Source organism: Dactylosporangium sp. CA-139114, assembly GCF_050955725.1.
In the GTDB taxonomy this organism is placed as follows: domain Bacteria; phylum Actinomycetota; class Actinomycetes; order Mycobacteriales; family Micromonosporaceae; genus Dactylosporangium.
In genome coordinates this window covers 4914543-4936342 of the sequence record NZ_CP192080.1, presented here as the reverse complement: position 1 = coordinate 4936342, position 21800 = coordinate 4914543, and the positions used below count along the sequence as shown (strand labels likewise).

At 76.5% G+C, this 21800-nt stretch carries 11 protein-coding genes; 3 read left to right on the top strand and 8 right to left on the bottom strand.

The genetic code is table 11. The features are described 5' to 3' along the window. The gene (locus ACQP2P_RS22385) at nucleotides 1-13050 is read right to left on the bottom strand and encodes an SDR family NAD(P)-dependent oxidoreductase (RefSeq protein WP_433618853.1); all 13050 of its coding nucleotides are present in this window, start codon (nucleotides 13048-13050) and stop codon (nucleotides 1-3) included. Nucleotides 13051-13255: 205 nt separating this feature from the next. Between ACQP2P_RS22385 and ACQP2P_RS22380 the strand changes: the two genes are divergently transcribed. Next, complete coding sequence (locus tag ACQP2P_RS22380; protein WP_433618851.1) at nucleotides 13256-13870, top strand: hypothetical protein; 615 nt, start codon at nucleotides 13256-13258, stop codon at nucleotides 13868-13870. A gap of 2 nt (nucleotides 13871-13872) precedes the next feature. After that, nucleotides 13873-14910, top strand: coding sequence for a 3-dehydroquinate synthase family protein (locus tag ACQP2P_RS22375; protein WP_433619209.1), 1038 nt, complete (start codon nucleotides 13873-13875; stop codon nucleotides 14908-14910). On the opposite strand, the gene ACQP2P_RS22370 is transcribed toward ACQP2P_RS22375, so the two are convergent. The 6 genes from ACQP2P_RS22370 to ACQP2P_RS22345 all read right to left on the bottom strand — a co-directional run bounded on the left by ACQP2P_RS22370 (nucleotide 14895) and on the right by ACQP2P_RS22345 (nucleotide 19476). Next, the gene (locus ACQP2P_RS22370; RefSeq protein WP_433618849.1) at nucleotides 14895-15539 is read right to left on the bottom strand and encodes an HAD-IA family hydrolase; all 645 of its coding nucleotides are present in this window, start codon (nucleotides 15537-15539) and stop codon (nucleotides 14895-14897) included. The two genes, ACQP2P_RS22375 and ACQP2P_RS22370, sit on opposite strands and share 16 nt — an antisense overlap. Nucleotides 15540-15552: 13 nt before the next feature. Then, nucleotides 15553-16647: a Gfo/Idh/MocA family protein gene (locus ACQP2P_RS22365; RefSeq protein WP_433618848.1), complete on the bottom strand. Its 1095-nt coding sequence runs from the start codon at nucleotides 16645-16647 to the stop codon at nucleotides 15553-15555. Between the two features lie 35 nt (nucleotides 16648-16682). Next, nucleotides 16683-17849, bottom strand: coding sequence for a DegT/DnrJ/EryC1/StrS family aminotransferase (locus ACQP2P_RS22360; RefSeq protein WP_433618846.1), 1167 nt, complete (start codon nucleotides 17847-17849; stop codon nucleotides 16683-16685). A gap of 173 nt (nucleotides 17850-18022) precedes the next feature. After that, nucleotides 18023-18829, bottom strand: coding sequence for a shikimate dehydrogenase family protein (locus tag ACQP2P_RS22355; RefSeq protein ID WP_433618845.1), 807 nt, complete (start codon nucleotides 18827-18829; stop codon nucleotides 18023-18025). Next, nucleotides 18826-19215 carry a hypothetical protein gene (locus tag ACQP2P_RS22350; protein ID WP_433618843.1) on the bottom strand — a complete coding sequence of 130 codons (390 nt, stop codon included), beginning with the start codon at nucleotides 19213-19215 and terminating at the stop codon, nucleotides 18826-18828. Before ACQP2P_RS22350 ends, ACQP2P_RS22355 begins: the two co-directional genes overlap by 4 nt. Before the next feature lie 18 nt (nucleotides 19216-19233). Further along, nucleotides 19234-19476: a DUF5988 family protein gene (locus ACQP2P_RS22345; RefSeq protein ID WP_433618841.1), complete on the bottom strand. Its 243-nt coding sequence runs from the start codon at nucleotides 19474-19476 to the stop codon at nucleotides 19234-19236. Nucleotides 19477-19655: 179 nt separating this feature from the next. Here ACQP2P_RS22345 and ACQP2P_RS22340 point away from each other — a divergent pair, with 179 nt between their 5' ends. After that, complete coding sequence (locus tag ACQP2P_RS22340; protein WP_433618840.1) at nucleotides 19656-21056, top strand: glycosyltransferase; 1401 nt, start codon at nucleotides 19656-19658, stop codon at nucleotides 21054-21056. Here the strand turns inward: ACQP2P_RS22340 and ACQP2P_RS22335 are convergent. Continuing rightward, complete coding sequence (locus ACQP2P_RS22335; RefSeq protein WP_433618838.1) at nucleotides 20947-21765, bottom strand: glycosyltransferase family 8 protein; 819 nt, start codon at nucleotides 21763-21765, stop codon at nucleotides 20947-20949. The two genes, ACQP2P_RS22340 and ACQP2P_RS22335, sit on opposite strands and share 110 nt — an antisense overlap. Between the last annotated feature and the right edge of the window lie 35 nt (nucleotides 21766-21800).

The following is a 21800-nucleotide window of genomic DNA, read 5'->3' as shown; positions in this document are numbered from 1 at the left end:
TCACGACAGCCCGAGCTCGTCGTCGATCAGCGCGAACAGCTCGTCATCGGTCGCCTGGTCCAGGTCGACGTCGGCCTCGGCCGCGCCCGCCGCCTGCCAGCGCGCGGCAAGCGCCTCGAGGCGGGCCGCGACCGCCTCGCGCAGCCCCGGGTCCACGGACGCGCGCTCCAGCCGGTCGAGCTCGTCGAGGATGGACGGCTCGGGCGCGGCGGCGGCCGGGACGAGCTCGGCCTGCAGGTGCCGGGCGAGCGCGGTCGGGTCGGGGTGGTCGTAGATGAGCGTGGCCGGCAGCCGGACCGCGGTCGCCCGGGTCAGCCGGTTGCGCAGTTCGACCGCGGTCAGCGAGTCGAACCCGACCTGGCTGAACGCCTTCACCGGGTCGATGTCCTCGGCGGTGCCGTGGCCGAGCACGGCGGCCGCCTCGGCCCGCACGAGCTCCAGCAGGTGGCCGAGCTGCACCGAGGCCGGCAGCCCGGCGAGCCGGTCGGCCAGGCCCGCGGCCCCGGCCGGGCCGCCGGCGGTGGGACGGGCGGCGGGCCGGCGAGCCACGAGCCCGCCGAGCAGCGCCGGCACCCGGGCCCCGGCCTCCGGGCGGCGCAGTGCCGCGAGGTCGAGCCGGGTGGGCACGAGCAGCGGCGCCGACGTGCGCAGGGCCGCGTCGAACAGGTCGAGGCCGAGCCCGGTCGGCAGGGCGAGCAGGCCGGCGCGGGCGGCCCGGGCCCGGTCGATCTCGCCGAGCCCGGCGGTCATCGCGCTCGGCTGCTCCCACAGGCCCCAGGCCAGCGACCGGGCCGGGCGGCCCGCGGCCCGCCGGTCGGCGGCGAGGGCGTCGGTGAACGCGTTGGCGGCCGCGTAGTTGGCCTGGCCGGCGACGCCGAAGATGCCGGCGCCGGAGGAGAAGACGACGAACTCGGCCAGGTCCAGGTCGCGGGTCTGCTCGTGCAGGTGCCAGGCCCCGTCGAGCTTCGGCCCGAAGACCGCGTCGAGGCGGCCCGGGTCCAGGGCGGTCACCGGGGCGTCGTCGAGGCGGCCGGCGGCGTGCACGACGGCGGTCAGCGGGCGCCCGGCGGGCACGGCGGCGAGCATGGCGGCCACGCCGGCCGGGTCGGCGACGTCACCGGCGACGACGGTGACCTCGGCGCCGAGGGCGCGCAGCCGGTCGCGCAGCTCGGCGGCGGCGGGCGCGCCGGGGCCCTGCCGGCTGCCGAGCACCAGCGACCGGATGCCGTGCCCGGTGACGAGCCGCTCGGCGACCAGCCCGCCGAGCAGGCCGGTGCCGCCGGTGATGAGCACGGTGCCGTCCGGGTCGAGCGGGCGGGGCAGGGTGAGGACGACCTTGCCCACGTGGCGGGCCTGGCTGAGGTGGCGGAACGCGTCCGGCGCCCGGCGCACGTCCCAGCTCGCCACCGGCAGCGGCCGCAGCTCGCCCCGGTCCAGCCGGCCGACCACGTCGAGCAGCAGCTCCTGCAGGCGCGGCACGCCCGCGTCGGCCGTCTCGAAGGCGCGGTAGTCCACGCCGGGGTGCCGGGCCGCGACCTCGCCCGGCTCGCGCCGGTCGGTCTTGCCCATCTCGACGAACCGGCCGCCGCGGGGCAGCAGCCGCAGGGAGGCGTCGACGAAGTCCCCGGCGAGGGAGTTGAGCACCACGTCGACGCCGCGGCCGCCGGTGGCCGCGAGGAAGCGGTCCTCGAACTCCAGCGTCCGGGAGGAGGCGATGTGGTCCTCGTCCAGGCCGAGCGCACGCAGGACCGGCCACTTGTCGGGGCTCGCGGTGGCGTAGACCTCGGCGCCGCGAGCCCGGGCGAGGCCGATGGCGGCCATGCCCACGCCCCCGGCCCCGGCGTGCACGAGCACCGCCTCGCCCGGTCGCAGGGCGGCGAGGTCGAACAGGCCGTAGGCGGCGGTCAGGAACACCACCGGGGTCGCGGCGGCGCGGGCCCAGTCCCAGCCGGGCGGGACGGGCACGAGCAGGCCGCGCTCGGTGACGGCGAGCGTGGCGAACGAGCCGTCGAAGACGCCCAGGACCCGGTCGCCCGCGCGCAGGTCGGGCACGTCGGCGCCGACCTCGGTGACGACGCCGGCCCCCTCGCCGCCGAGCAGGCCCGCGTCGCCCGGGTACATGCCGAGGGCGTTGAGCACGTCGCGGAAGTTGACGCCGGCGGCGCGCAGCGCGACCCGGACCTCGGTCGGGCCGAGGGGGGCCACGCCGGGATCGTGCGGTACGAGCGCCAGGTTCTCCAGTGTCCCCCGGCCCAGCGAGTCCAGCCGCCAGGGCGCGGTGCCGGGCGGCGGGACCAGCTCGGGACCGGCCTCGGCGCGGGCGAGCCGCGGCGCGAACAGCTGCTCGCCGCGGACGGCCAGCTGGGGCTCCTGGGCCGCCAGCACCGCGTCGAGCAGGTCGCCGTCGAGCGCGTCGGGGCGGTCCAGGTCGAGCAGGACGAACCGGTCCGGGTGCTCGGTCTGGGCCGAGCGCAGCAGCCCCCACACGGTGGCGAGGGCGGCGTCGACCGGCTCGCCGGCCCGGGTCGCCACGGCGTGCTCGGTCGCCACGACCAGCGTCGACGCGTCGGCGGCGGGGTCGTCCAGCCACTCCTGCACCCGGGCGAGGGCCGCGGCGGCCGCCAGCCGGGCCCGCGCGGGCGTGCCGGCGGCGGTGTCGGCCGCGATGTGCACGGTCGTCGCGGCGGCGCTCGCGGCCGGCACCGCCGGGCGGGGCAGCGGCGTCCAGTCCACGACGAAGAGGGAGTCGGCGACGCCGGGCGCGGTGGTGGCGATGGCGTCGGCGGCGGCCGGGCGCAGCGCGAGGGACGTCACCGTGGCGACCGGCGCCCCGGCCTCGTCGGCGAGCTGGACGGACATCGCGTGCTCGCCCGCCGGGACCGCGCGGACCCGCACCGTGGTCGCGCCGGTGGCGTGCAGGGCGACGCCGCTCCACGCGAAGGGCAGCATGACCCGGCCGGGCTCGGCGCGGCCGACACCGGCGAAGGTGGCCGCGTGCAGCGCGGCGTCCAGCAGCGCCGGGTGCAGCCCGAAGCCGTCGGCGGGGGCGTGCAGCTCCGCCTCGGCGAAGACCTCCTCGCCGCGGATCCACACGGCCCGCAGGCCCTGGAACGCCGGGCCGTACTCGTAGCCGGCCTCGGCCTGGCGCGGGTAGAACTGCTCGGCGTCGGCCGGGCGGGCGCCGAGCGGCGGCCAGGTCGCGAGGTCGAAGCCGGGCGCGGGCGCGCTCGGCGCGAGCAGGCCGGCGGCGTGGCGGGTCCACGGGTCGTCGGGCCGGGCGTCGGCGGGCCGGGAGTGGACGGTCACGGGGCGCCGGCCGGTGTCGTCGGGGGCCGCCACGGCGACCTGCAGGCGCACGGCGGCGTCGCCGTCCAGCGTGAGGGGCGCCTCGACGACGAGCTCGTCCAGCGCGCCGAAGCCGAGCTCGTCGCCGGCCCGCACGGCCAGCTCCACGAACGCGGTCCCCGGCACGAGGGTCCGGCCGAGCACGACGTGGTCGGCGAGCCAGGGCTGCAGGCGGCGGGAGACGCGGCCGGTGAGCAGCAGGCCGTCGGTGCCGGCTACGGTGACCGCCGCGGTGAGCACCGGGTGGTCGAGGCCGGTGAGGCCCGCGGCGGCCACGTCGCCGGAACCTGCTGACGTGGTTGGCCAGGAGCGCATGCTTGGCCAGTAGCGGCGGTGCTCGAACGCGTAGGTCGGCAGGTCCACGAGCCGGCCGGTCACGGGCCAGTCGATCCGCACGCCCCGCACGTGCAGGTCGGCGGCCGAGCGCAGCAACCGTTCGAGGCCGCCGTCGTCGCGCCGCAGCGTACCGGTGCCGACGGCGTCATCGCGCCCGGCGGCCTCGGCGGTGTCGGCGATGGGCCGGGTCAGCACCGGGTGGGGGCTCGCCTCGACGAACACGCGGTACCCCTGGTCCAGGAGGTCCTCGACGGAGCGCTGGAACTCCACGGGGCGGCGCAGGTTGCGGTACCAGTAGCCGGCGTCCAGCGTGGACGTGTCGGCCCAGGCCGCCTCGACGGTGGAGTAGAACGCCAGCTCGGCCCGGCGGGGACGGACCCCGGCCAGGGCGTCGAGCAGGTCGGCCTCGATGCGCTCCACGGCCGGGGAGTGGGAGGCGTAGTCGACGGGGATGCGGCGGGCGCGGCCGTCGAAGCCGGCCAGCAGCTCCTCGACGGCCTCGGCCTCGCCGGCCACGACCACCGAGCCGGGCCCGTTGACCGCGGCGATGGACAGCCGGCCGTCCCAGGCGGCGAGGTGGGTCCGGACCTCGTCGGCGGGCATCGGCAGCGAGACCATGCCGCCGCCCCCGGCCAGGGCGGCGAGCGCCCGGCTGCGGCGGGCGACGACCATCGCGGCGTCTTCGAGCGACAGGGCGCCGGCGACGCACGCGGCGGCGATCTCGCCCTGGGAGTGGCCGATGACGGCGGCGGGTTCGACGCCGAGCGACCGCCACACCTCGACGAGGGAGACCATCATCGCGAAGAGCGCGGGCTGGACGACGTCGACCCGCTCCAGGAGAGCGGGCTCGGCGCGGCCCCGGACCACGTCGTCGAGGGACCACTCGACGTGCGGGGCGAGCGCGGCGGCGCACCGGGCCATCCGCTCGGCGAAGACCGGTGAGGTGTCGAGCAGCTCGGCGGCCATGCCGGTCCACTGCGAGCCCTGCCCGGGGAAGACGAAGACGGCGCCCCGGGCGGACTGTTCGACGCGGCCGAGCGCGACGGCGGCGGACGGGGTGCCGTCGGCCAGCGAGGCCAGGCCGGCCATCAGGTCGCCGCCGACGATGGTGGCCCGGTGCTCCAGCGCGGCCCGGCCCAGCAGGGTGTGCGCGACGTCGCGGGGGTGCAGGCCCGGCTCGGCGCCGAGCCGTGCGTGCAGCCGCCGGGCCTGCGCGGCCAGCCCGTCCGGGGTGCGCGCCGACAGCGTCCACGGGACCGGGGTCCCGGCCTCGGGCTCGGCGGGCCGCTCGGGGGGCTCCGGGGCGGGGACGTGCTCGATGATGACGTGGGCGTTGGTGCCGCTGATGCCGAACGAGGAGATCCCGGCCCGGCGGGGGCCGCTGGAGGGCCACGGCCGGGCCTCGGTCGCCAGCTGCACCGCGCCGGCCGACCAGTCGACGTGCGAGCTCGGCGTGTCCGCGTGCAGGGTCGCCGGGACGACCCCCGCCCGCATGGCGAGGACCATCTTCATGACGCCCGCGATCCCGGCGGCGGCCTGGGTGTGCCCGATGTTCGACTTGACCGAGCCGAGCAGCACGGGGGCCGCGCGCTCCTGGCCGTAGGTGGCGATGAGGGCCTGCGCCTCGATCGGGTCGCCCAGCGGCGTGCCGGTGCCGTGCGCCTCGACCGCGTCGACGTCGCAGGGGGCCAGCCCGGCGCTCGCGAGGGCCTGGCGGATGACGCGCTCCTGGGACGGGCCGTTCGGGGCGGTGAGCCCGTTCGAGGCGCCGTCGGAGTTGACGGCCGAGCCGCGCACGACGGCGAGCACCGGGTGCCCGAGCCGGCGCGCCTCGCAGAGCCGTTCGAGCACGACGAGCCCGGCGCCCTCGGCCATCCCGAAGCCGTCGGCGGCGTCGGAGAAGGCCCGGCACCGCCCGTCCGGCGACAGGCCCCGCTGGCGGCTGAAGCCCACCAGCCCGGACGGGCTCGACATGAACGAGACGCCGCCGGCCAGGGCGAGGTCGCACTCCCCCAGCCGCAGCGACTGGGCGGCGAGGTGCAGCGCGACGAGCGACGACGAGCAGGCGGTGTCGACGGTGACGGCCGGGCCCTCGAGCCCCAGCGCGTAGGCGACGCGGCCCGACAGCACGCTGCCGGACGAGCCCGTGAGCAGGTGCCCGTCGTCGGCCTCGTCGCCGCCGGCGGCCTGGGCCGCGTAGTCCTGCCCGTGCGTGCCGACGAAGACGCCGGTGCGGCTCGCGGCCAGCGCGGTGGCGTCGAGCCCGGCGCGTTCCAGGGCCTCCCAGGCGACCTCGAGCAGGTGGCGCTGCTGGGGGTCCATGGCGATCGCCTCGCGCGGGCTGATGCCGAAGAACCCGGCGTCGAAGTCGGCGACCCCCTCCAGGAACCCGCCGGAGCGCACGTAGGTCCGCCCGGCCACCCCGGGCTCGGGGTCGAAGATGGCGTCGAGGTCCCAGCCGCGGTCGGCGGGGACGGGGCCGATGGCATCGCCGCCCGCGGCGACCAGGTCCCACAGCTGCTCGGGGGAGCCGACGCCGCCGGGGAAGCGGCAGGCCATGGCCACGATCGCGATCGGCTCGCCGGTCGCCGCCCGGGGCGCGCCGGGCGCCGCCGTCACGGCGGCGTCGCCGAGGAGCCGGTGGCGCAGGTGCCCGGCGAGCAGCAGCGGGGTCGGGTGGTTGAAGATCGTGGTGCCGGGCAGCCGCAGGCCGGTGCCGGCGCTGAGCCGCTGGCCGAGCTCGACCGCCATGAGCGAGTCGAAGCCGGCGTCCTTGAACGCGCGGGCGGGGACGATCCGCTCGGGTCCGGCGTGGCCCAGCACGACGGCGGCGTTGGTGCGGACGAGGTCGAGCAGCAGGGCGGTGCCCTCGTCCTCGTCCATGGCCCGCAGCTTCTCCACCAGCGGATCGTCCTGCCGCACGACCGGGGCGAGCTCGCGCAGCAGGGCCGCCCCGGCGTCGAGGGCGGCATGGTCGAGGTCGATGGCGATGACGTGCGGCCGGTCGGCGCGCAGGGCGGCGTCGAGCAGGCGCAGGCCGGCCGCGTCGCTCAGGGCGCGGGTGCCGGCGCGGGCGGCCCGGGCCACGTCGACGTCGCGCAGCCGGCCGCCCATCCCGGCCGCCTGCGCCCAGAGCCCCCAGGCGATGGTGGTGGCCGGGAGCCCGAGGGCGCGGCGGTGCGCGGCGAGGGCGTCGAGGAAGGTGTTGGCGGCGGCGTAGTTGCCCTGGCCGGGGCCGCCGAGCGTGGAGGACGCGGACGAGAACAGCACGAACGCGGCCAGGTCGAGCCCGGCGGTCAGCTCGTGCAGGTGCCAGGCGCCGTCGACCTTCGGGCGCAGGACCGGATCCCAGCGCTCGTCGCCGAGGTTGGCCACGACGGCGTCGTCGACCACGCCGGCGGCGTGCACGACGGCGACGAGCCGGTCGCGGACGGGCTCGATCGCGGCCGCGAGGCTCGCCCGGTCGGCCACGTCGCCGGCGACCACGCGGACCCGTACGCCCGTGTCGGTCAGGTCCCGCACCCAGGGTTCGGTGGTGCCGCGGCGCGACACCAGGACCAGCTCGGTGACGCCGTAGCCGGCGACGAGATGCGCGGCGACGAGCCGGCCGAGGCCGCCGGTGCCGCCGGTGATGAGCACGGCGCCGCCCGCGAGCTTCGGGGCGCGGCCGCCGGTGCCGCTCAGCGGGCGCAGGCGGGCGGCGACCAGCCGCCCCTCGCGGACGGCCAGCCAGGGTTCGTCCGCGGGCAGCACCGGGTCCGTGCCGGCCTCCAGCAGCCCGAACCGGCCCGGGTGCTCGGCCCGGGCGCAGTGCACCAGGCCCGCCACCGTGGCCTGGGCCGGGTCGGCGGGGTCGACGGCGATGACCAGACGCCCGTGGTCGTGGTCGGTCAGCCACCGCTGGATCGCGGCGAGCACCCGCCGGCCGGTCTCCCGCGCCCGCTGCGGCAGCGGGCCGTCGGCGGGGGGCTCGGCCCGCAGGAGCGTCGCCGGCTCGGTGCCGGGCGGCACCGGCGCCCAGCCGATCTCGTAGAGCCCGCCCCGGCGCTCGACCGGGCCGGTCTCCGGCAGCCAGAACCGGGTGCGCTGGAACGCGTAGGTCGGCAGCGGCACCCGGCGGCCGCGGCCCTGATGGAGCGCGGCCCAGTCGACGGCAACCCCGCGCACGTGCAGCCGGCCGAGCGCGGCGAGCAGGTCGGCCACCTCCGTGCCGCCGTCGCGCAGCGCGGCCACGAACGCGAGGTCGCCGGCGTCGCAGTCGGGGCCGAGGGCGGTGAGCACGCCGCCCGGGCCGACCTCGAGGACGGTGGTGACGCCGAGCCCGGGCAGCGCGCGGACGCCGTCGAGGAAGCGGACCGCCTCGCGGGCGTGCCGGGACCAGTACCGCGGGTCCGCGAGCAGCCCCGCGTCGGCCACGGCGCCGGTCACGTTGGACACCAGCGCCAGCGCGGCGGGGCGCACGGTGAGGCCGGCCGCGACCTCGGCGAGGGCGTCGAGCATCGGGTCCATGCGGGCCGAGTGGAACGCGTGCGACACCTGCAGCCGCCGGGTCCGCCGGCCCTCGGCCCGCAGCCGGGTCGCCACGGCGAGCACGGCGTCCTCGTCGCCGGAGATGACCGTCGAGCGCGGCCCGTTGACCGCGGCGATGCTCACCCGCTCGCAGAGCAGCGCGACGACCTCGGCCTCGGCCGCCTCGACGGCGACCATCGCGCCGCCGGCGGGCAGGGCCTGCATGAGCCGGCCGCGGGCGGTGACGAGGCGGGCCGCGTCCGGCAGCGAGAGGATCCCGGCGGCGTGGGCGGCGGCGAGCTCGCCGACGGAGTGCCCGCCGACGACGTCCGGCGTCACGCTCCACGACTCGAGGAGCCGGAACAGGGCGACCTCGAGCGCGAAGAGCCCGGCCTGGGTGAACTCGGTCTGGTCGAGCAGCGAGCCGTCGCGCACGACGTCGGCGAGGCGCGGGTCGAGCAGCGCGCAGGCCTCGTCGAAGGCGGCGGCGTAGACCGGGAAGCGCTCGTACAGCTCCCGGCCCATCCCGGCGCGCTGGCTGCCCTGGCCGGTGAAGAGCACGGCGAGGCGGCCCGGCTCGGCGGCCCCGGTGACCAGCCCGGGCGCGGGCCGGTCGGCGGCGAGCGCGGCGAGGGCGTCCCGGTCGCCGCCGGCCACGACGGCCCGGTGGGTGAGCGCGGCCCGGGTGGTGGCCAGGGAGAAGGCGATGTCGGCGGCGGGCTGGTCGTCCGCCCAGGCGAGCAGCCGGCCGGCCTGGGCGCGCAGCCCCTCGGGCGAGGCCGCGGAGAGCAGCCAGGGCAGGACGTCGAGCTGAGGTTCGGCAGGGGGTCCGGCAGGGGCTTCGGCGGGCGGCGCGGGCACCGGGTCCGGGGGCGACTCGAGGATCACGTGGGCGTTGGTGCCGCTGACGCCGAACGAGGAGACGGCGGCGCGGCGCGGGCGGCCGGTGTCGGGCCACGCGCGGGCCTCGGTCAGCAGCCGTACCGCCCCGGCCGACCAGTCGACCTCACGGGTCGGCTCGTCCACGTGGATCGTGCGCGGCAGCACGCCGTGGCGCATGGCGAGGACCATCTTGATGACGCCGGCGGCCCCGGCCGCGGCCTGGACGTGGCCGATGTTGGACTTGAGCGAGCCGAGCCACAGCGGAGTGTCCCGGCCCTGGCCGTAGGTGGCGATGAGCGCCTGGGCCTCGATCGGGTCGCCGAGGCGGGTGCCGGTGCCGTGCGCCTCGACGGCGTCGACGTCGGCCGTGGTGAGCCGGGCGCCGGCCAGGGCGCGGCGGATCACCCGCTGCTGCGCGGGGCCGCTGGGCGCGGTGAGGCCGTTGGAGGCGCCGTCCTGGTTGATCGCCGAGCCGCGCAGCACCGCGAGCACGGGATGGCCGAGCCGCTGGGCGTCGGACAGGCGCTCCAGGAGCAGCACGGCGACGCCCTCCGACCAGGCCGTACCGTCGGCGGCCTGCGCGAACGCCTTGCAGCGCCCGTCCGGGGACAGGCCGCGCTGCCGGGAGAACTCGACGAAGACCTGGGGGCTCGCCATCACCGCGACCCCGCCGGCCAGCGCCAGCGAGCACTCGCCGGCCCGCAGCGCCTGCGCGGCCAGGTGCAGGGAGACCAGCGACGACGAGCACGCGGTGTCGACGCTGATCGCCGGGCCCTCCAGGCCCAGCGCGTAGGCGACCCGCCCGGAGGCGACGCTGCCCGCGGTGCCGGTGCCGAGATACCCCTCCAGCTCCCCGGCCTCGACCCCGGCGGCGTAGTCGTGGTGCATGACGCCGAAGAAGACGCCGGTCGGACTGCCCCGCAGCGCGGCCGGGTCGATCCCGGCCCGCTCGACCGTCTCCCACGACGTCTCCAGCAGCAGCCGCTGCTGCGGGTCCATGGCGAGGGCCTCGCGCGGCGAGATGCCGAAGAACTCGGCGTCGAAGTCCGCGGCGTCGTAGAGGAACCCGCCGAGCTGGGTCGCGCTCGCCCCGTCGCGCAGGCGCGCGAGGTCCCAGCCGCGGTCCGCCGGGAACTCGCCGATGGCGTCGCCGCCGCGCGCGACCAGGTCCCACAGCTCGTCCGGGCTGCTCACGCCCCCGGGCAGCCGGCAGCCCATGGCGACGACGGCCACCGGTGAGTCGGCGGGCGGCAAGGGCTCGTCGAGGACCCGTTCGACCGTGGCGTCGCCCAGCAGCAGGCGGGCGAGGTGCTCGGCGAGCAGCGCCGGCGTCGGGTAGTCGAAGGCCAGGGTCGACGGCAGCGCGAGGCCGGTCTCGGCCCGGATCCGGTCGCGCAGCTGGACGACCTGCAGGGAGGTGAAGCCGAGCGCCTTGAACGGGCGGTCGGCATCGGTACCGTGCGCAGCCGGCAGGACCGCGTCCGCGCACGCGTGCACGAGCTGCCGCAGGGTGTGCCGGCGCTGGACGGGGGGCTGGCCGCGCAGCCGATCCCGCAGCGCGTCGCCGTCGCCGCCGCGGGGCCGGGGGACGCCGGCCGGGCCGCGCCGGAGCAGGGCCGCCGCCGGGCCGGTCGGGGTCGCGCCGGTCGGCCACGCGGTGGCGGCCGTCGCGCCGGTGAGCAGCGCGGCGTCGAACAGTGCCCGGCCCTCCCGGGTGGACGGGTCGCCGGCGAAGGCAAGGCCGTTGGGGTGCCGCGCGGCGATCCCGCGCGCGTAGGCCTCGGCCGCGACCAGATCCGCGTCCGCGGCCGATCCCCGCAGACCGGTGAGCGAGGTGAGCACGATGAGCCGGCTCTCGGCGGGGACCTCGCGCGCGGCCGCGGCGCTGCGCCAGGCCTCGTCCGCGTCGCCGCCGACGGCCACGACGACGGTCGGGACGGTCCCGTCCAGCGCGTAGGCCTGCTCGAGGTGGCCGGGCAACGCCGTGCCGGCGCCGATGACCCGCACCGGGCCCAGCGGCGCCGAGGCCACCCCGGTGGAGCGGGCCGGGACCAGGCGGGGTGCGCGGCGGACGCCCCCGCGCACCGCGACCTGCGGCTCGTCGCCCACGATCAGCGGGGCCGGGTCGGTGCCGGGTTCGAGGTCGAGCAGGCGCAGGCGGTCGGGGTGCTCGGCCTGCAGCAGGCGCAGCCAGCTCCAGGCGGGCGCGTACACCGGGTCGTGGATCGGCTCGCCGGGCGTCGTGGCGACCGCCCCGCGGGTGACGATCACGAGCCGCTCGGCCGCGAGCCGGTGCTCGACGTGGGCGCGCAGGGCGGCGTTGGCCGCGCGGACGTGCTCGGGGGTGGGCGGGGCGCCCGCGCCGTCGGCGAGCACGACGGTCCACTGTGGGCTCTCGTCCGGGCGGGCCGGGCCGAGCTCCGTCCAGGAGTCGAGCAGGAGCCGGTCGTGCTGGCCGCCGGCGACGGCGAGCAGGCGCGCGGGCCGGTCGAGCAGGGCCAGCCGGGTCACCTTGCCCGAGGCCGTGCGCGGGACGGCCGCGATGGCGTAGAGCTCCTCGGGCACCTTGAAGTAGGACAGGCGCTCGCGGGCGGCGGCGAACAGCGCGGCGGGGTCGACGCCCTCGGGGCCGGGCACCACGAACGCCACCGGCACCTCGCCGAGGGCCTCGTGCGGCCGGCCGGTCGCGGCCACGTCGGCGACGCCGGGCACGCCGCGCAGCGCCTCCTCGATCTCGCCCGGGTGGATGTTCTCCCCGCCGCGGATGATGAGCTCGCGCAGCCGGCCGACGACGGTGAGGTGGCCGGCCTCGTCGCGGCGGGCGAGGTCACCGGTGTGGTACCACCCGTCGCGCAGCGCCGCCGCGGTCGCCTCGGGCTGGTTGTGGTAGCCGAGCATCACGCTGGGGCTGCGGACCCAGACCTCGGCCTCGACCCCGGCGGGCACGTCCTCGCCGGTCTCGGGGTCGACCAGCCGCACCTCGACGCCGGGCACGGGCAGGCCGCAGGAGCCCTCGACGCGCGGGCCGGTGGGCCGGTTGACGGCGATCGAGCCGCACGTCTCGGTGCTGCCGTACGCGTCCAGCAGCGGCACCCCGAACGTCTCGTCGAAGGCGCGGCGCAGCGCGGCCGTGGTGATCGCCCCGCCGACGAGGCACATGCGCAGCTCGGGCGCGGCGAAGCCGGACTCCCGGGCCGCCTCGACCAGGTAGTGGTAGAGCGTGGGCACGCCGGCGAGGAAGGTCGCGGCGTCCTCGCGGACCGCGGCGAGGACGTCGTCGGCGGAGAGCCCGTCGACGATCCGGGCGGTGGCCCCGACCGCGGTGACGCTCAGCACGCAGGCGATGTGCGAGAGGCTGTGGAACAGCGGCAGCGGCCACACCACGCGGTCGTCCGCCGACAGGCCCGGGATCGGCACGTAGCAGGCGGCGACCGAGTACAGGCAGCTCGCCTGCGTGGAGAGCACGCCCTTGGGGCGCCCGGTGGTGCCGGAGGTGTAGAGCATCCAGGCCGGCTCGCCGAGCGCGAGGTCGTCCGGCGGGGGCGCCGCGGGCCCGGTCGTGGCCAGCGCCTCGAAGTCGTCCCCCACGAGCACGATCCGGCGCCCGCCCGCGACCCGGCGGACCTGGTCCAGGCGGGCCTCGTCGGTGATGACGAGCACCGCGCCGGAGTCTTCGAGGAGGTACTCGAGCTCCGAGTCGGTCGAGCGCGGGTTCAGCGGCACCCCGATCGCCGCGGCCCGCACGAGCGCGAGGTAGCTCTCCACCGTCTCGACCCGGTTGCCCAGGTAGATGACGGCCCGATCGCCGCGCCCCAGCCCGAGGGCGACGAGGTTCCCGGCGAGCGAGAAGGTCCGCCGCTCCAGCTCGCCGTAGGTGACGCCGCGGCGGGCGTCGCGGAACGCGGCCTTGGCCCCGAACCGGCGGCCGTGCTCGCGCAGCAGTTCGGTGATCGGCCGGATCAACTCGGTTCGCAGCATGTTCACCACATCCGTCGGTCGGGCCGGGCCGGGCCGTTCACAGTCTTGGTTCGCGGGCGGGGGGCCGGTACCCCTGCCGACCCCTAGCCGCGCCCGAGACTTTTGGGGATCTCCCGGCCACGCGCGGCGGGTTAGGGTCGGTCATCACGCTGGGACGACCCGAGGGCGGCCGCGGATGGCGCGAAGCTGGTGGTATGCCCGACTGTTGCGTCCGGCGGGCGGCGACGACGAGGCGTTGCTGGAGCTGATCCCGCACACCGTGGCCAGGCTGCGGGAGGCCGATCCCGGCGCCCACTGGGCCTACCGGCGCGAGGCGTACGGCTTCGAGCTGCGCTTCCACTGCGGCGCGCGGGCGGCCCGGCGCCTCGGGCTGAGCGTCGCGCCCGTCGCCACGGGCGATGGGCCCGCGCATCCGCAGCTGTCCACGATCGCCAGTGACCTCGCGCTCGCGCTCGCCCGCCGCGGCGAGCCCTCCGCCGACACGGCGCTGCCGATGGCCGTGCGGCACCTGCGCACGACCGCGGGGCTGATCGCGCCCGGCGAGCGGCGCCCGTTCCTCTTCGAATGCTGGCGGTACTGGTCGGCCGGCCTCGGGTCCGGCGTGCGGCTCAAGCTCATGGCCCTCGCCGAGCAGCCGGTGCCGGAGCCCTGCGCGGACGACTCGTGGACCGAGTACCACCGGGCGCTCGCCGGGCTCGGCGAGGTGACCGGGCCCATGAAGTACACCCTCTTCCGCCTCGCCGACGGCACCCTCAACCGGCTGGGCGTCCCGCGCGCCGACCAGGCGCTCGCGGCCCTCGTGGTGCGGAGGCTCCCGTGACGATCCGGACCGTCACCGTCGAGCTCGGCGCGCGCGCCTACGACGTGCACATCGGGCCCGGCGCCCGGCACCGGCTCGCGGGCGTGATCGCCGCGATCGGCGCCCGCCGGGTGGCCGTCGTCTCCGCCCGCCCGCCGGAGCTGGTGCCCGAGACGGGGGTGCCGACGCACGTCGTGGCCGCCCGCGACGGCGAGCCGGACAAGACCCTCGCGCAGGTCGAGCGCCTCTGCCGGGAGTTCGCCGGCTTCGGCCTGACCCGCTCCGACGCCGTGGTGTCGCTCGGCGGCGGCACCACCACCGACACCGTCGGGCTCGCCGCGGCGCTCTACCACCGCGGCGTCGCCGTCGTGCACCTGCCGACCACGCTGCTGGCGCAGGTCGACGCGAGCGTCGGCGGCAAGACGGCGGTGAACCTGCCCGAGGGCAAGAACCTCGTGGGCGCCTACTGGCAGCCGAGCGCCGTGCTGTGCGACACCGACTTCCTGGCGACGCTCCCGGCCCGCGAATGGGTCAACGGCTACGGCGAGATCGCGCGCTGCCACTTCATCGGCGCGGGCGACCTGCGCGGGCTCGAGGTCGTCGAGCAGATCGCCGCCAGCGTCGGGCTGAAGGCGTCGGTCGTCGCGGCCGACGAGCGCGACGGCGGCCTGCGGCACATCCTCAACTACGGGCACACGCTCGGTCATGCCCTGGAGCTCACGACCGGCTTCGCGCTGCGCCACGGCGAGGCGGTCGGCGTCGGCACCGTCTTCGCCGGGCGCCTCGCCGGGGACCTGGGCCGCATCGGCCCGGAGCGGGTAGCGGAGCACGAGGCGGTCGTCGCGGGCTACGGGCTGCGGACCGGCCTGCCGGAGGGCGCCGACGCGGACGCGCTCGTCGCGGTCATGCGGGCCGACAAGAAGGCGACGTCCGAGTCGAAGAGCGGGCTGACCTTCGTGCTGGACGGCCCCGGCGGCGTCGAGCTGGTGCGCGACGTGCCGGAGCCGGCCGTGCGGGCGGCGCTGGCCGCGATGCCCCGGGCGGCCTACCAGCCGCAGTAGGCGAGCAGGTCCTTGGGCTTGTAGAGCACCGCGTCGGGCGCGGCGGCCAGCAGCTCCGCCTCGTCGCTCTCGCCCCACAGCGCGGCGATCGCGGCGACGTTCGCGCCCCGGGCGCTGCTGATGTCGGTGACCGCGTCGCCGACCATGACCGCGTTCGCGGCCGGGACGCCGAGCAGGGCCAGGGCGTGCAGCACGATGTCGGGGGCCGGCTTCGGGTTGGCCACCTCGTCCGAGCCGATCACGTGGTCGAACAGGTGCAGCACGCCGAGCTGCTCCAGCAGGGACCGGGCGCGCTCGCCGCTCTTGCCGGTCGCGATCGCGGTGCCGAGGCCGCGCTCGCGCAGCTCCTGCACCATCTCCTCGACGCCGTCGAAGAGCGGCACGCGGTGTGCGAGCCGGTAGCTCTCGCGCACGAACGGCTCCTGCATGGCCAGCGGCAGGCCCATGATGCGCATGATGTCGGGGAAGTAGCGGCCCAGGTGCTTGTTGTACTCGGCGAACGGGGCCGGGCCGGGGCCGACGACCTCGGCGTAGGCGACGGTGAACGCCTCGCGCATGACCTCGGTGCTGTCGACCAGCACCCCGTCGAGGTCGAAGACGACGGCACGGATATCAGGACTGTTCAGCATCAGGCCACCACCATCATCGGCCGGCGGCGACCGGCGCCGGCGTCTGCATCAGCGTGCGGACCACCCCGGCCGAGGCGTAGATGCGCTCGATCGCGGCGATGGTCCTCGTCGTCTCGTCGATCGCACGACCACGGTTGCCCGGATCGGCCAGGAGCGCGGGCAGCGCGGCCAGCTGCCGGTCGTACTCGGCGCCGATCGGCTCGGCGGGCAGGGCCACCGGCGCCGCCTCGCCCGCGCGCAGGCAGGTGAGCTCGGAGTCGCCGGCCCGGTTCGGGCTGAACCCGAAGGTGCAGCGCAGGGTCGCGGTGCCGGCGCTGCCCTCGACCTTGACGACCGTGCCGTCCAGCGCCTCGTGCGAGCCCCAGCTCACCCGCAGCGACACCGACACGCCGTCGCCGTTGACCAGGAAGCCGCGCGCGGTGTCCTCGACGTCGCCGGGGGGCGCCGCCGCGCCGGGGGCGTCGCCGCGCCAGCCGGCGTTCCAGGTGCCCGAGGCGATGAAGTCGTCGGAGACGGTGCCGATGACCTGGACGAAATCGGTGCCGCCGATGAGCGGGCCGACCACGTCGAACAGGTGCCAGCCGAGGTCGACGAGGGCGCCACCGCCGGCCAGGCCGCGATCGGTGAACCAGCCGCCGGCGCCGGGGATGCCCCGGGCCCGGACCCACGCGATGTCGACGTGCCGGATGCGCCCGAGCGAGCCCGCGAGGCCGTGCAGCGCCTGGATGTCGGCGCGGTACCGCGCGGCGCTGCCCGCGAGCAGGACGGCCCCGCCGGCCCGCTCGGCCGTGGCGAGCCGCCGCGCCTCCGCGCTGGTGAGGCAGACGGGCTTCTCCAGGAAGACCGGGATGCCCTTGCCGAGCACCGCGCACGCCACGTCGCAGTGCAGATGGTTCGGTACCGCCACCACCGCCAGATCCACGAGCGCCGTGTCGAGCTCCTCGACGGTCGCGAACGCCGAGGCCGCCGGGTGGGCCTCGACGGCGGCGGCACGGGCCCCCGGGTCGGGGTCGACCACCGCCGTCACCGTGTAGGCCGGATCGGCGGCCAGCCGCGGTAGCCAGATGGACCGTCCGGCCCACCCGAGACCGATTACCGCCGTGCGCACCGGTCGGTGACCCGCACCCACGGCGGAGCCGGGCGTCACGCTCCGGCCAGGGTCTGCGCCACGATGGTGGCGATGTCCTGCATCTGCTGCTCGGTGCCGAGCAGGGTGCGGTGGTGCAGCCAGATGCTCTCGGCCGTGAGGGCCTCGCTGACCGGGCACCGCTTCGCGATCGCGTCCACGGACTCGTCGGGCGCCCCGGTCTCCCAGAAGCCGTCGGTGCGGTAGATCGCGCGGAAGCCGACGAACGCGGGCAGGCCGCGCTCGATGAGCCGGTCGACGATCGCGTTGCGCTTGTCCTCGCCGACGCCGGGCAGCTGGAACATGGCCATGTAGTGCGAGTTGCGGTCGCAGCGCTCGTCGCGGCCCTGCGGCAGCACGCCCGGGATCTCGGCGAGCAGCGAGGTCAGCAGGCGGCCCCGCGCCTCGCGGACGTCCGTCTGCGCCTCGAGCCGGGAGAGCTGGGCGCGCAGCACGCTCGCGCTGAACTCGTTCATGCGGTAGTTCGAGCCGGAGGTCTGGTGGAAGTACCGGCGGTCGGTGCGCGGGCGGCCGCAGCTGTGCCGCAGGAAGCCGCGCTCGTGCAGCTCGGCGTCGGGGAAGAGCACCAGCCCACCCTCGCCGGCGGTCATGAGCTTGCCGTTCTGGAAGCTGAACGTGGCGATCGAGCCGAACTCGCCGACCCGCTTGCCGTTCCAGCGCGCGCCCTGGGCGTGGGCCGCGTCCTGCAGCATCGTGATGCCGGCGTCGGCGCAGAGCTTCGCCAGCGCGTCCATGTCGGACATGTGCCCGGCCATGTGCACGGGCATGATGGCGCGGGTGCGCGGGGTGATCGCGGCCTCCGCGGCGGCCACGTCGATGCAGTAGGTCCGCGGGTCGACGTCGACCGGGACGGCCACGGCGCCGATGCGCTGCACCGCCTGGGACGAGGAGATGAACGTGAACGCCGGGACGATGACCTCGTCGCCCGGGCCGATGCCGAGCACCTCGACGGCCAGCTCGAGGGCGTGGGTGCCGTTCGTCACCGCGAGCGCGTAGGGGCTGCCGTGGTACTCGCCGAACTCGCGCTCGAAGGAGTCGACCTCCTGGCCCATCATGCGCCACCACTGGCCCTGTTCCAGGGCGCGGATGAGGCCGGCGCGCTCGGCGTCGTCGTACTGGGGCCACGGCGGGAAGTCGGGCGCCTGTGGGGAGAGATCCGTCATCGTCCTACTCCGAATTCGTGTGTGTCCGGAACCGAGTCGATACCCACGAGGAGCCCGGGCCGCGGGGGCGGATGGGTATGTCCGCGACCGCGCGAAAGGGACGCTACCTGCTCGGATGGCCCATGGGCTGCCCTTAGACCGGCCCCTAGGCACCCCTCAACGACGCATCGTCCTCAGTGGACGGTCACCGCGTCCAGGCGGAAGAATCGACGGTACCCGTCCAGCTGGCCCTCCAGCATGTGGCGCCCGTAGTGGATCGGGTAGCCGAGGGCGGACGCGGCGCGCAGCAGTGCCGTGTCGGCGGGCTTCATGATGATGTCGGCCACCAGCCCGCCCGGCCGCAGCGACTCGGGCGCGAACGGCAGCGGGTCGTCCTCGCGCAGGCCCAGCGGGGTCGCGTTGACGGCGATGTCGGCGTCGCCGAGCGCGGGCCCGGCGGTGGCGACGGCGATGCCGGGGCGATGGCGCTCCAGGCGGTCCACGAGATCTTCGCGGCGGTCGGCGTCGACGTCGTGGACGGCGAGGCGCCCCACCCCGGCGTCCAGCAGCGCGACCGCGATGGCCGCGCCGGCCCCACCGGCCCCGACCAGGGTCACGCTGCGCCCGGCGGGCTCGTGCCCGGCGTGGCGCAGCCCGGCGACGAAGCCGGTGCCGTCGAAGTTCTCGGCCAGCCACGACCCGTCCGGCTCGCGGCGCAGCGCGTTGGCGCTGCCGGCCGCGGCGACCGTCGGGCTGACGCGATCGGCGAGCCCGCAGACGGCGACCTTGTGCGGCACGGTCACGAGCAGCCCGTCGAGGTTCACGATGCGCCGCAGCCCCGCGACCGTCTCGGCGAGCTGGTCGGGCCGCACGTGCATCGGGACCAGCACCGCGTTGCGGCCGAGCTCGGCGAAGAGGGTGTTGAGCAGCCGCGGCGCCTGCACCTGCGCGATGGGGTCGCCGAGGACGCCGAAGACGCGGGTCGAGCCGTCGACCATCATCGGTCGCGGCCCACGACGTCCCAGCGCTGGCCGTAGGCGTCGCGCAGCAGGCCGCCCGGGCCCGGGGCGTGGCCGGAGGGCTCGGCCCGGCCGCCGGCGGCGAGCGCGCGGGCGTAGGCGGCGTCGGGCTCGGCGTATTCCAGGACCGCGTACTCGCCGGCCGCCGGTTCGCCCGCGGGTGCGGCCCGGCCGGGGTCCTGCTTGAGCAACAGGTGGTACGGGCCGAGGACCATCTCGGCCGCGAGCACCGACCCGTCGAGCAGGCATTCGCGCCACAGCTCCGCCGCGTCGAATGCCTGACGGTAATACGCGACGGCCTCGTCGCCGTTCGCGACCACGATCTCCCGGTCGGCGGGGGCCGGGTGTCCGCTCATGTCGTGCGCCATCACTGCACCTGATTCGTCCTACTCGGCCATCCGCGTGCGGCCGGTCCAGCGGAACACGACGGGCGCGCCCGCGACCCCGGTGTCGGCTACGCGCTCGAAATGCTCGTGGCCGCCGTAGTACGACACCTTGATCTTCTCCTCGTGCGACTGCACGCGCTGGGCGCGCAGCTCGACGGGCATGCCGACGGGGCCGCCCTCGAGCATCGCCTCGATGAGTTCGTGGGCGTCGAGATGGGTGGTGGGTTGGGTGTCCTGGCTCATGGGTCAGCCTCCGCCGGGGTTCGAGATGCTGCCGGGATCCGAGATGCTGTCGCCTTGTCTGGCAACGACTCTAGGACCCGGCTGTGACATAGCCCACCCCTGAGGCGCACCCCTATTGCCACCCGCGCCGACGGATTAGGGGCGTCGGCCGGGCCCCCGAACAGGAAACAATCTTGGCCGTGTCGGTCAGCGTCGTGATCCCGAGCACCCTTGAACGCAAGGTGGTGGGCGAGTGCGTCGCCGCCGCCCTCGACTCCGCCGCGCGGCTCGGCCCCGACGCCGAGGTGCTGCTGGTGGCCAACCGCGTGCCGCCCGGCGTCACGTACGAGGGCCCGGCGAGCCCCGCCCTGCGCGTGCTGCACTCCGACCCGCCCGGCGTCTCCCACGCCCGCAACACCGGCGTCGCGGCCGCCCGGCACGACACCATCCTCTTCGTGGACGACGACCTGATCGTGCCCGGGTCCTGGTGCCCCGACATGTATCAGGCGCTGCGGGGCGGCCCCGTGGCGGTCAGCGGGCCGGTGCGGCTGGCGGTGCTCGGCCCGATCACCGCGTTCATGGACCACCAGCGGTTCTACGACGCCTCGCCCCTCGACGGGCACAGCGGCGGGCTGCTGGTCACCGCGAACGCCGGCTACCGCCGCGACCTGGCCCCGCCCGGCGCGCCGTTCGACGTCGAGCAGCACCCGAACGCGGGCGAGGACACCGACCTCGCCCTGCGGCTGCGCGCGGCGGGCGGCCGGATCGGCTGGCTCGACAGCTGGGCCACGCCGCTGCACCACGTGGACGAGGACGTGTCGGCGCTCGCCGGCCGGGCGCTGCGGGACGGCCGCAGCTGCGCGCGGCTGCACTTCCGCTACGGGCTGCAGGCGCGGGCGCAGTTCCTGCCCTCGCCGTGGCGGGTCTACTCCGCGGCGCTGGCCGGGCGGCCCGACTGGTTCCGCCAGTTCGCCGAGCTGGACTCGGTGCCGGTGCGCGGCGCGTTCGCCACGATGGCGTTCATCTACTCGACCTGCCTGCACGCGGGCTACCTGCAGGAGACCGGGCAGCTGCTCGGGCATCCGCTGCTGGAGGTGGACGCCGAGCCGCTGCTGGCCGAGCTCGACGGGATCATCGCGGCGGCGATCCCCGACGGGCCGACGTGGAGCCCCCTCGCCGAGCGGCTCACGCCGGAGCCGCGGCCGGACATCGGCCACCTCGTGCCCCTGGCCGCGATCGCGGAAGCGTTCCAGCGTCACGCCCCGCGCACCGGCGTGCCGCCGCGGCCGGTGCTGCAGTACCTCAACCGGTCCGAGGGGGCCTGGGTCGCGGAGCTGCTCGCGTCGGCCGAGCGCACCACGGCGCTGTGGCAGCGGCTCGAGGGGCGCTCGGACCTGACGCTGGAGACGGTGGAGCGGGAGGGCCGCGCGGCCGGGCTCAGCCTGAGCCAGGCCTGCGGCTACCTCGACCGGCTCGTGGCCGGCCGCCCGCTCATGCCGTCAGCTCAGCCACGCGCCCGGCAAGCTCGAGATACCGCTCACGGTATCCGGCGTACGGAAAGTCGCTCTGCCACGGCTTCCTGGGGCCCAGGAAATGCGTGATGGCCACGTACCGCGCCGCCCGCGGATCGCCCGGCCACATCCACCACAGGATGGTGTCGTTCCACTTCGACTCCAGCTGGTGCCACCGCCCGTACGAGACCAGGTTCAGCGCGTCCTGATCGGGGAAGCGGAGCCGGTCGTGGTGGGCGCGCAGGTATTCGAAGCAGCCCTCGGTCACGCCGGTCTCGCGCCACACCGGCAGGTTCATGAGCAGCACGCCCGAGTTGAAGTAGGGCGCCCGGCGGCTGACGTGCGCCCCGGCGCCCGGGACGCCGCCCTCGTGGCCCATCGAGAGCGTGAAGCCGTCGCGGACCGCGCCGAGCGGGGCGCGGCCCATCGGCCGGGCGAACAGGCCGCTCAGGTCGCCGCCGACGATCGTGTCGCAGTCGAGGTAGAGCAGGCGCGTCAGGTCGGGCGGCACCAGGTCGGGCAGGAACAGGCGCAGGTACATCCCGGCGCTGATGTAGCGGTACCGCTCCTGCTGTGCGATGGGCATCGAGCGGAAACCGTCGTCGGCGGTGAGGAACCGCGCGTGCGCCCGCTGCTCGATCTGGCGGCGGAAGGCGTCCACCACCCGCGGTTGCAGGCCGGCCGGCGTGAGCAGCCAGAGCGTGAGGTCGTCGCGGTGGGTGTGGGACTGCAGGATGGACTCGATCGTGACGTGGGCGTAGGTCGCGTACCCCTCGTCGAAGGCGAGCGCGATGTCCATGTCGGTTCCCCTCAACGCGTGCACGAGCGGAGGTT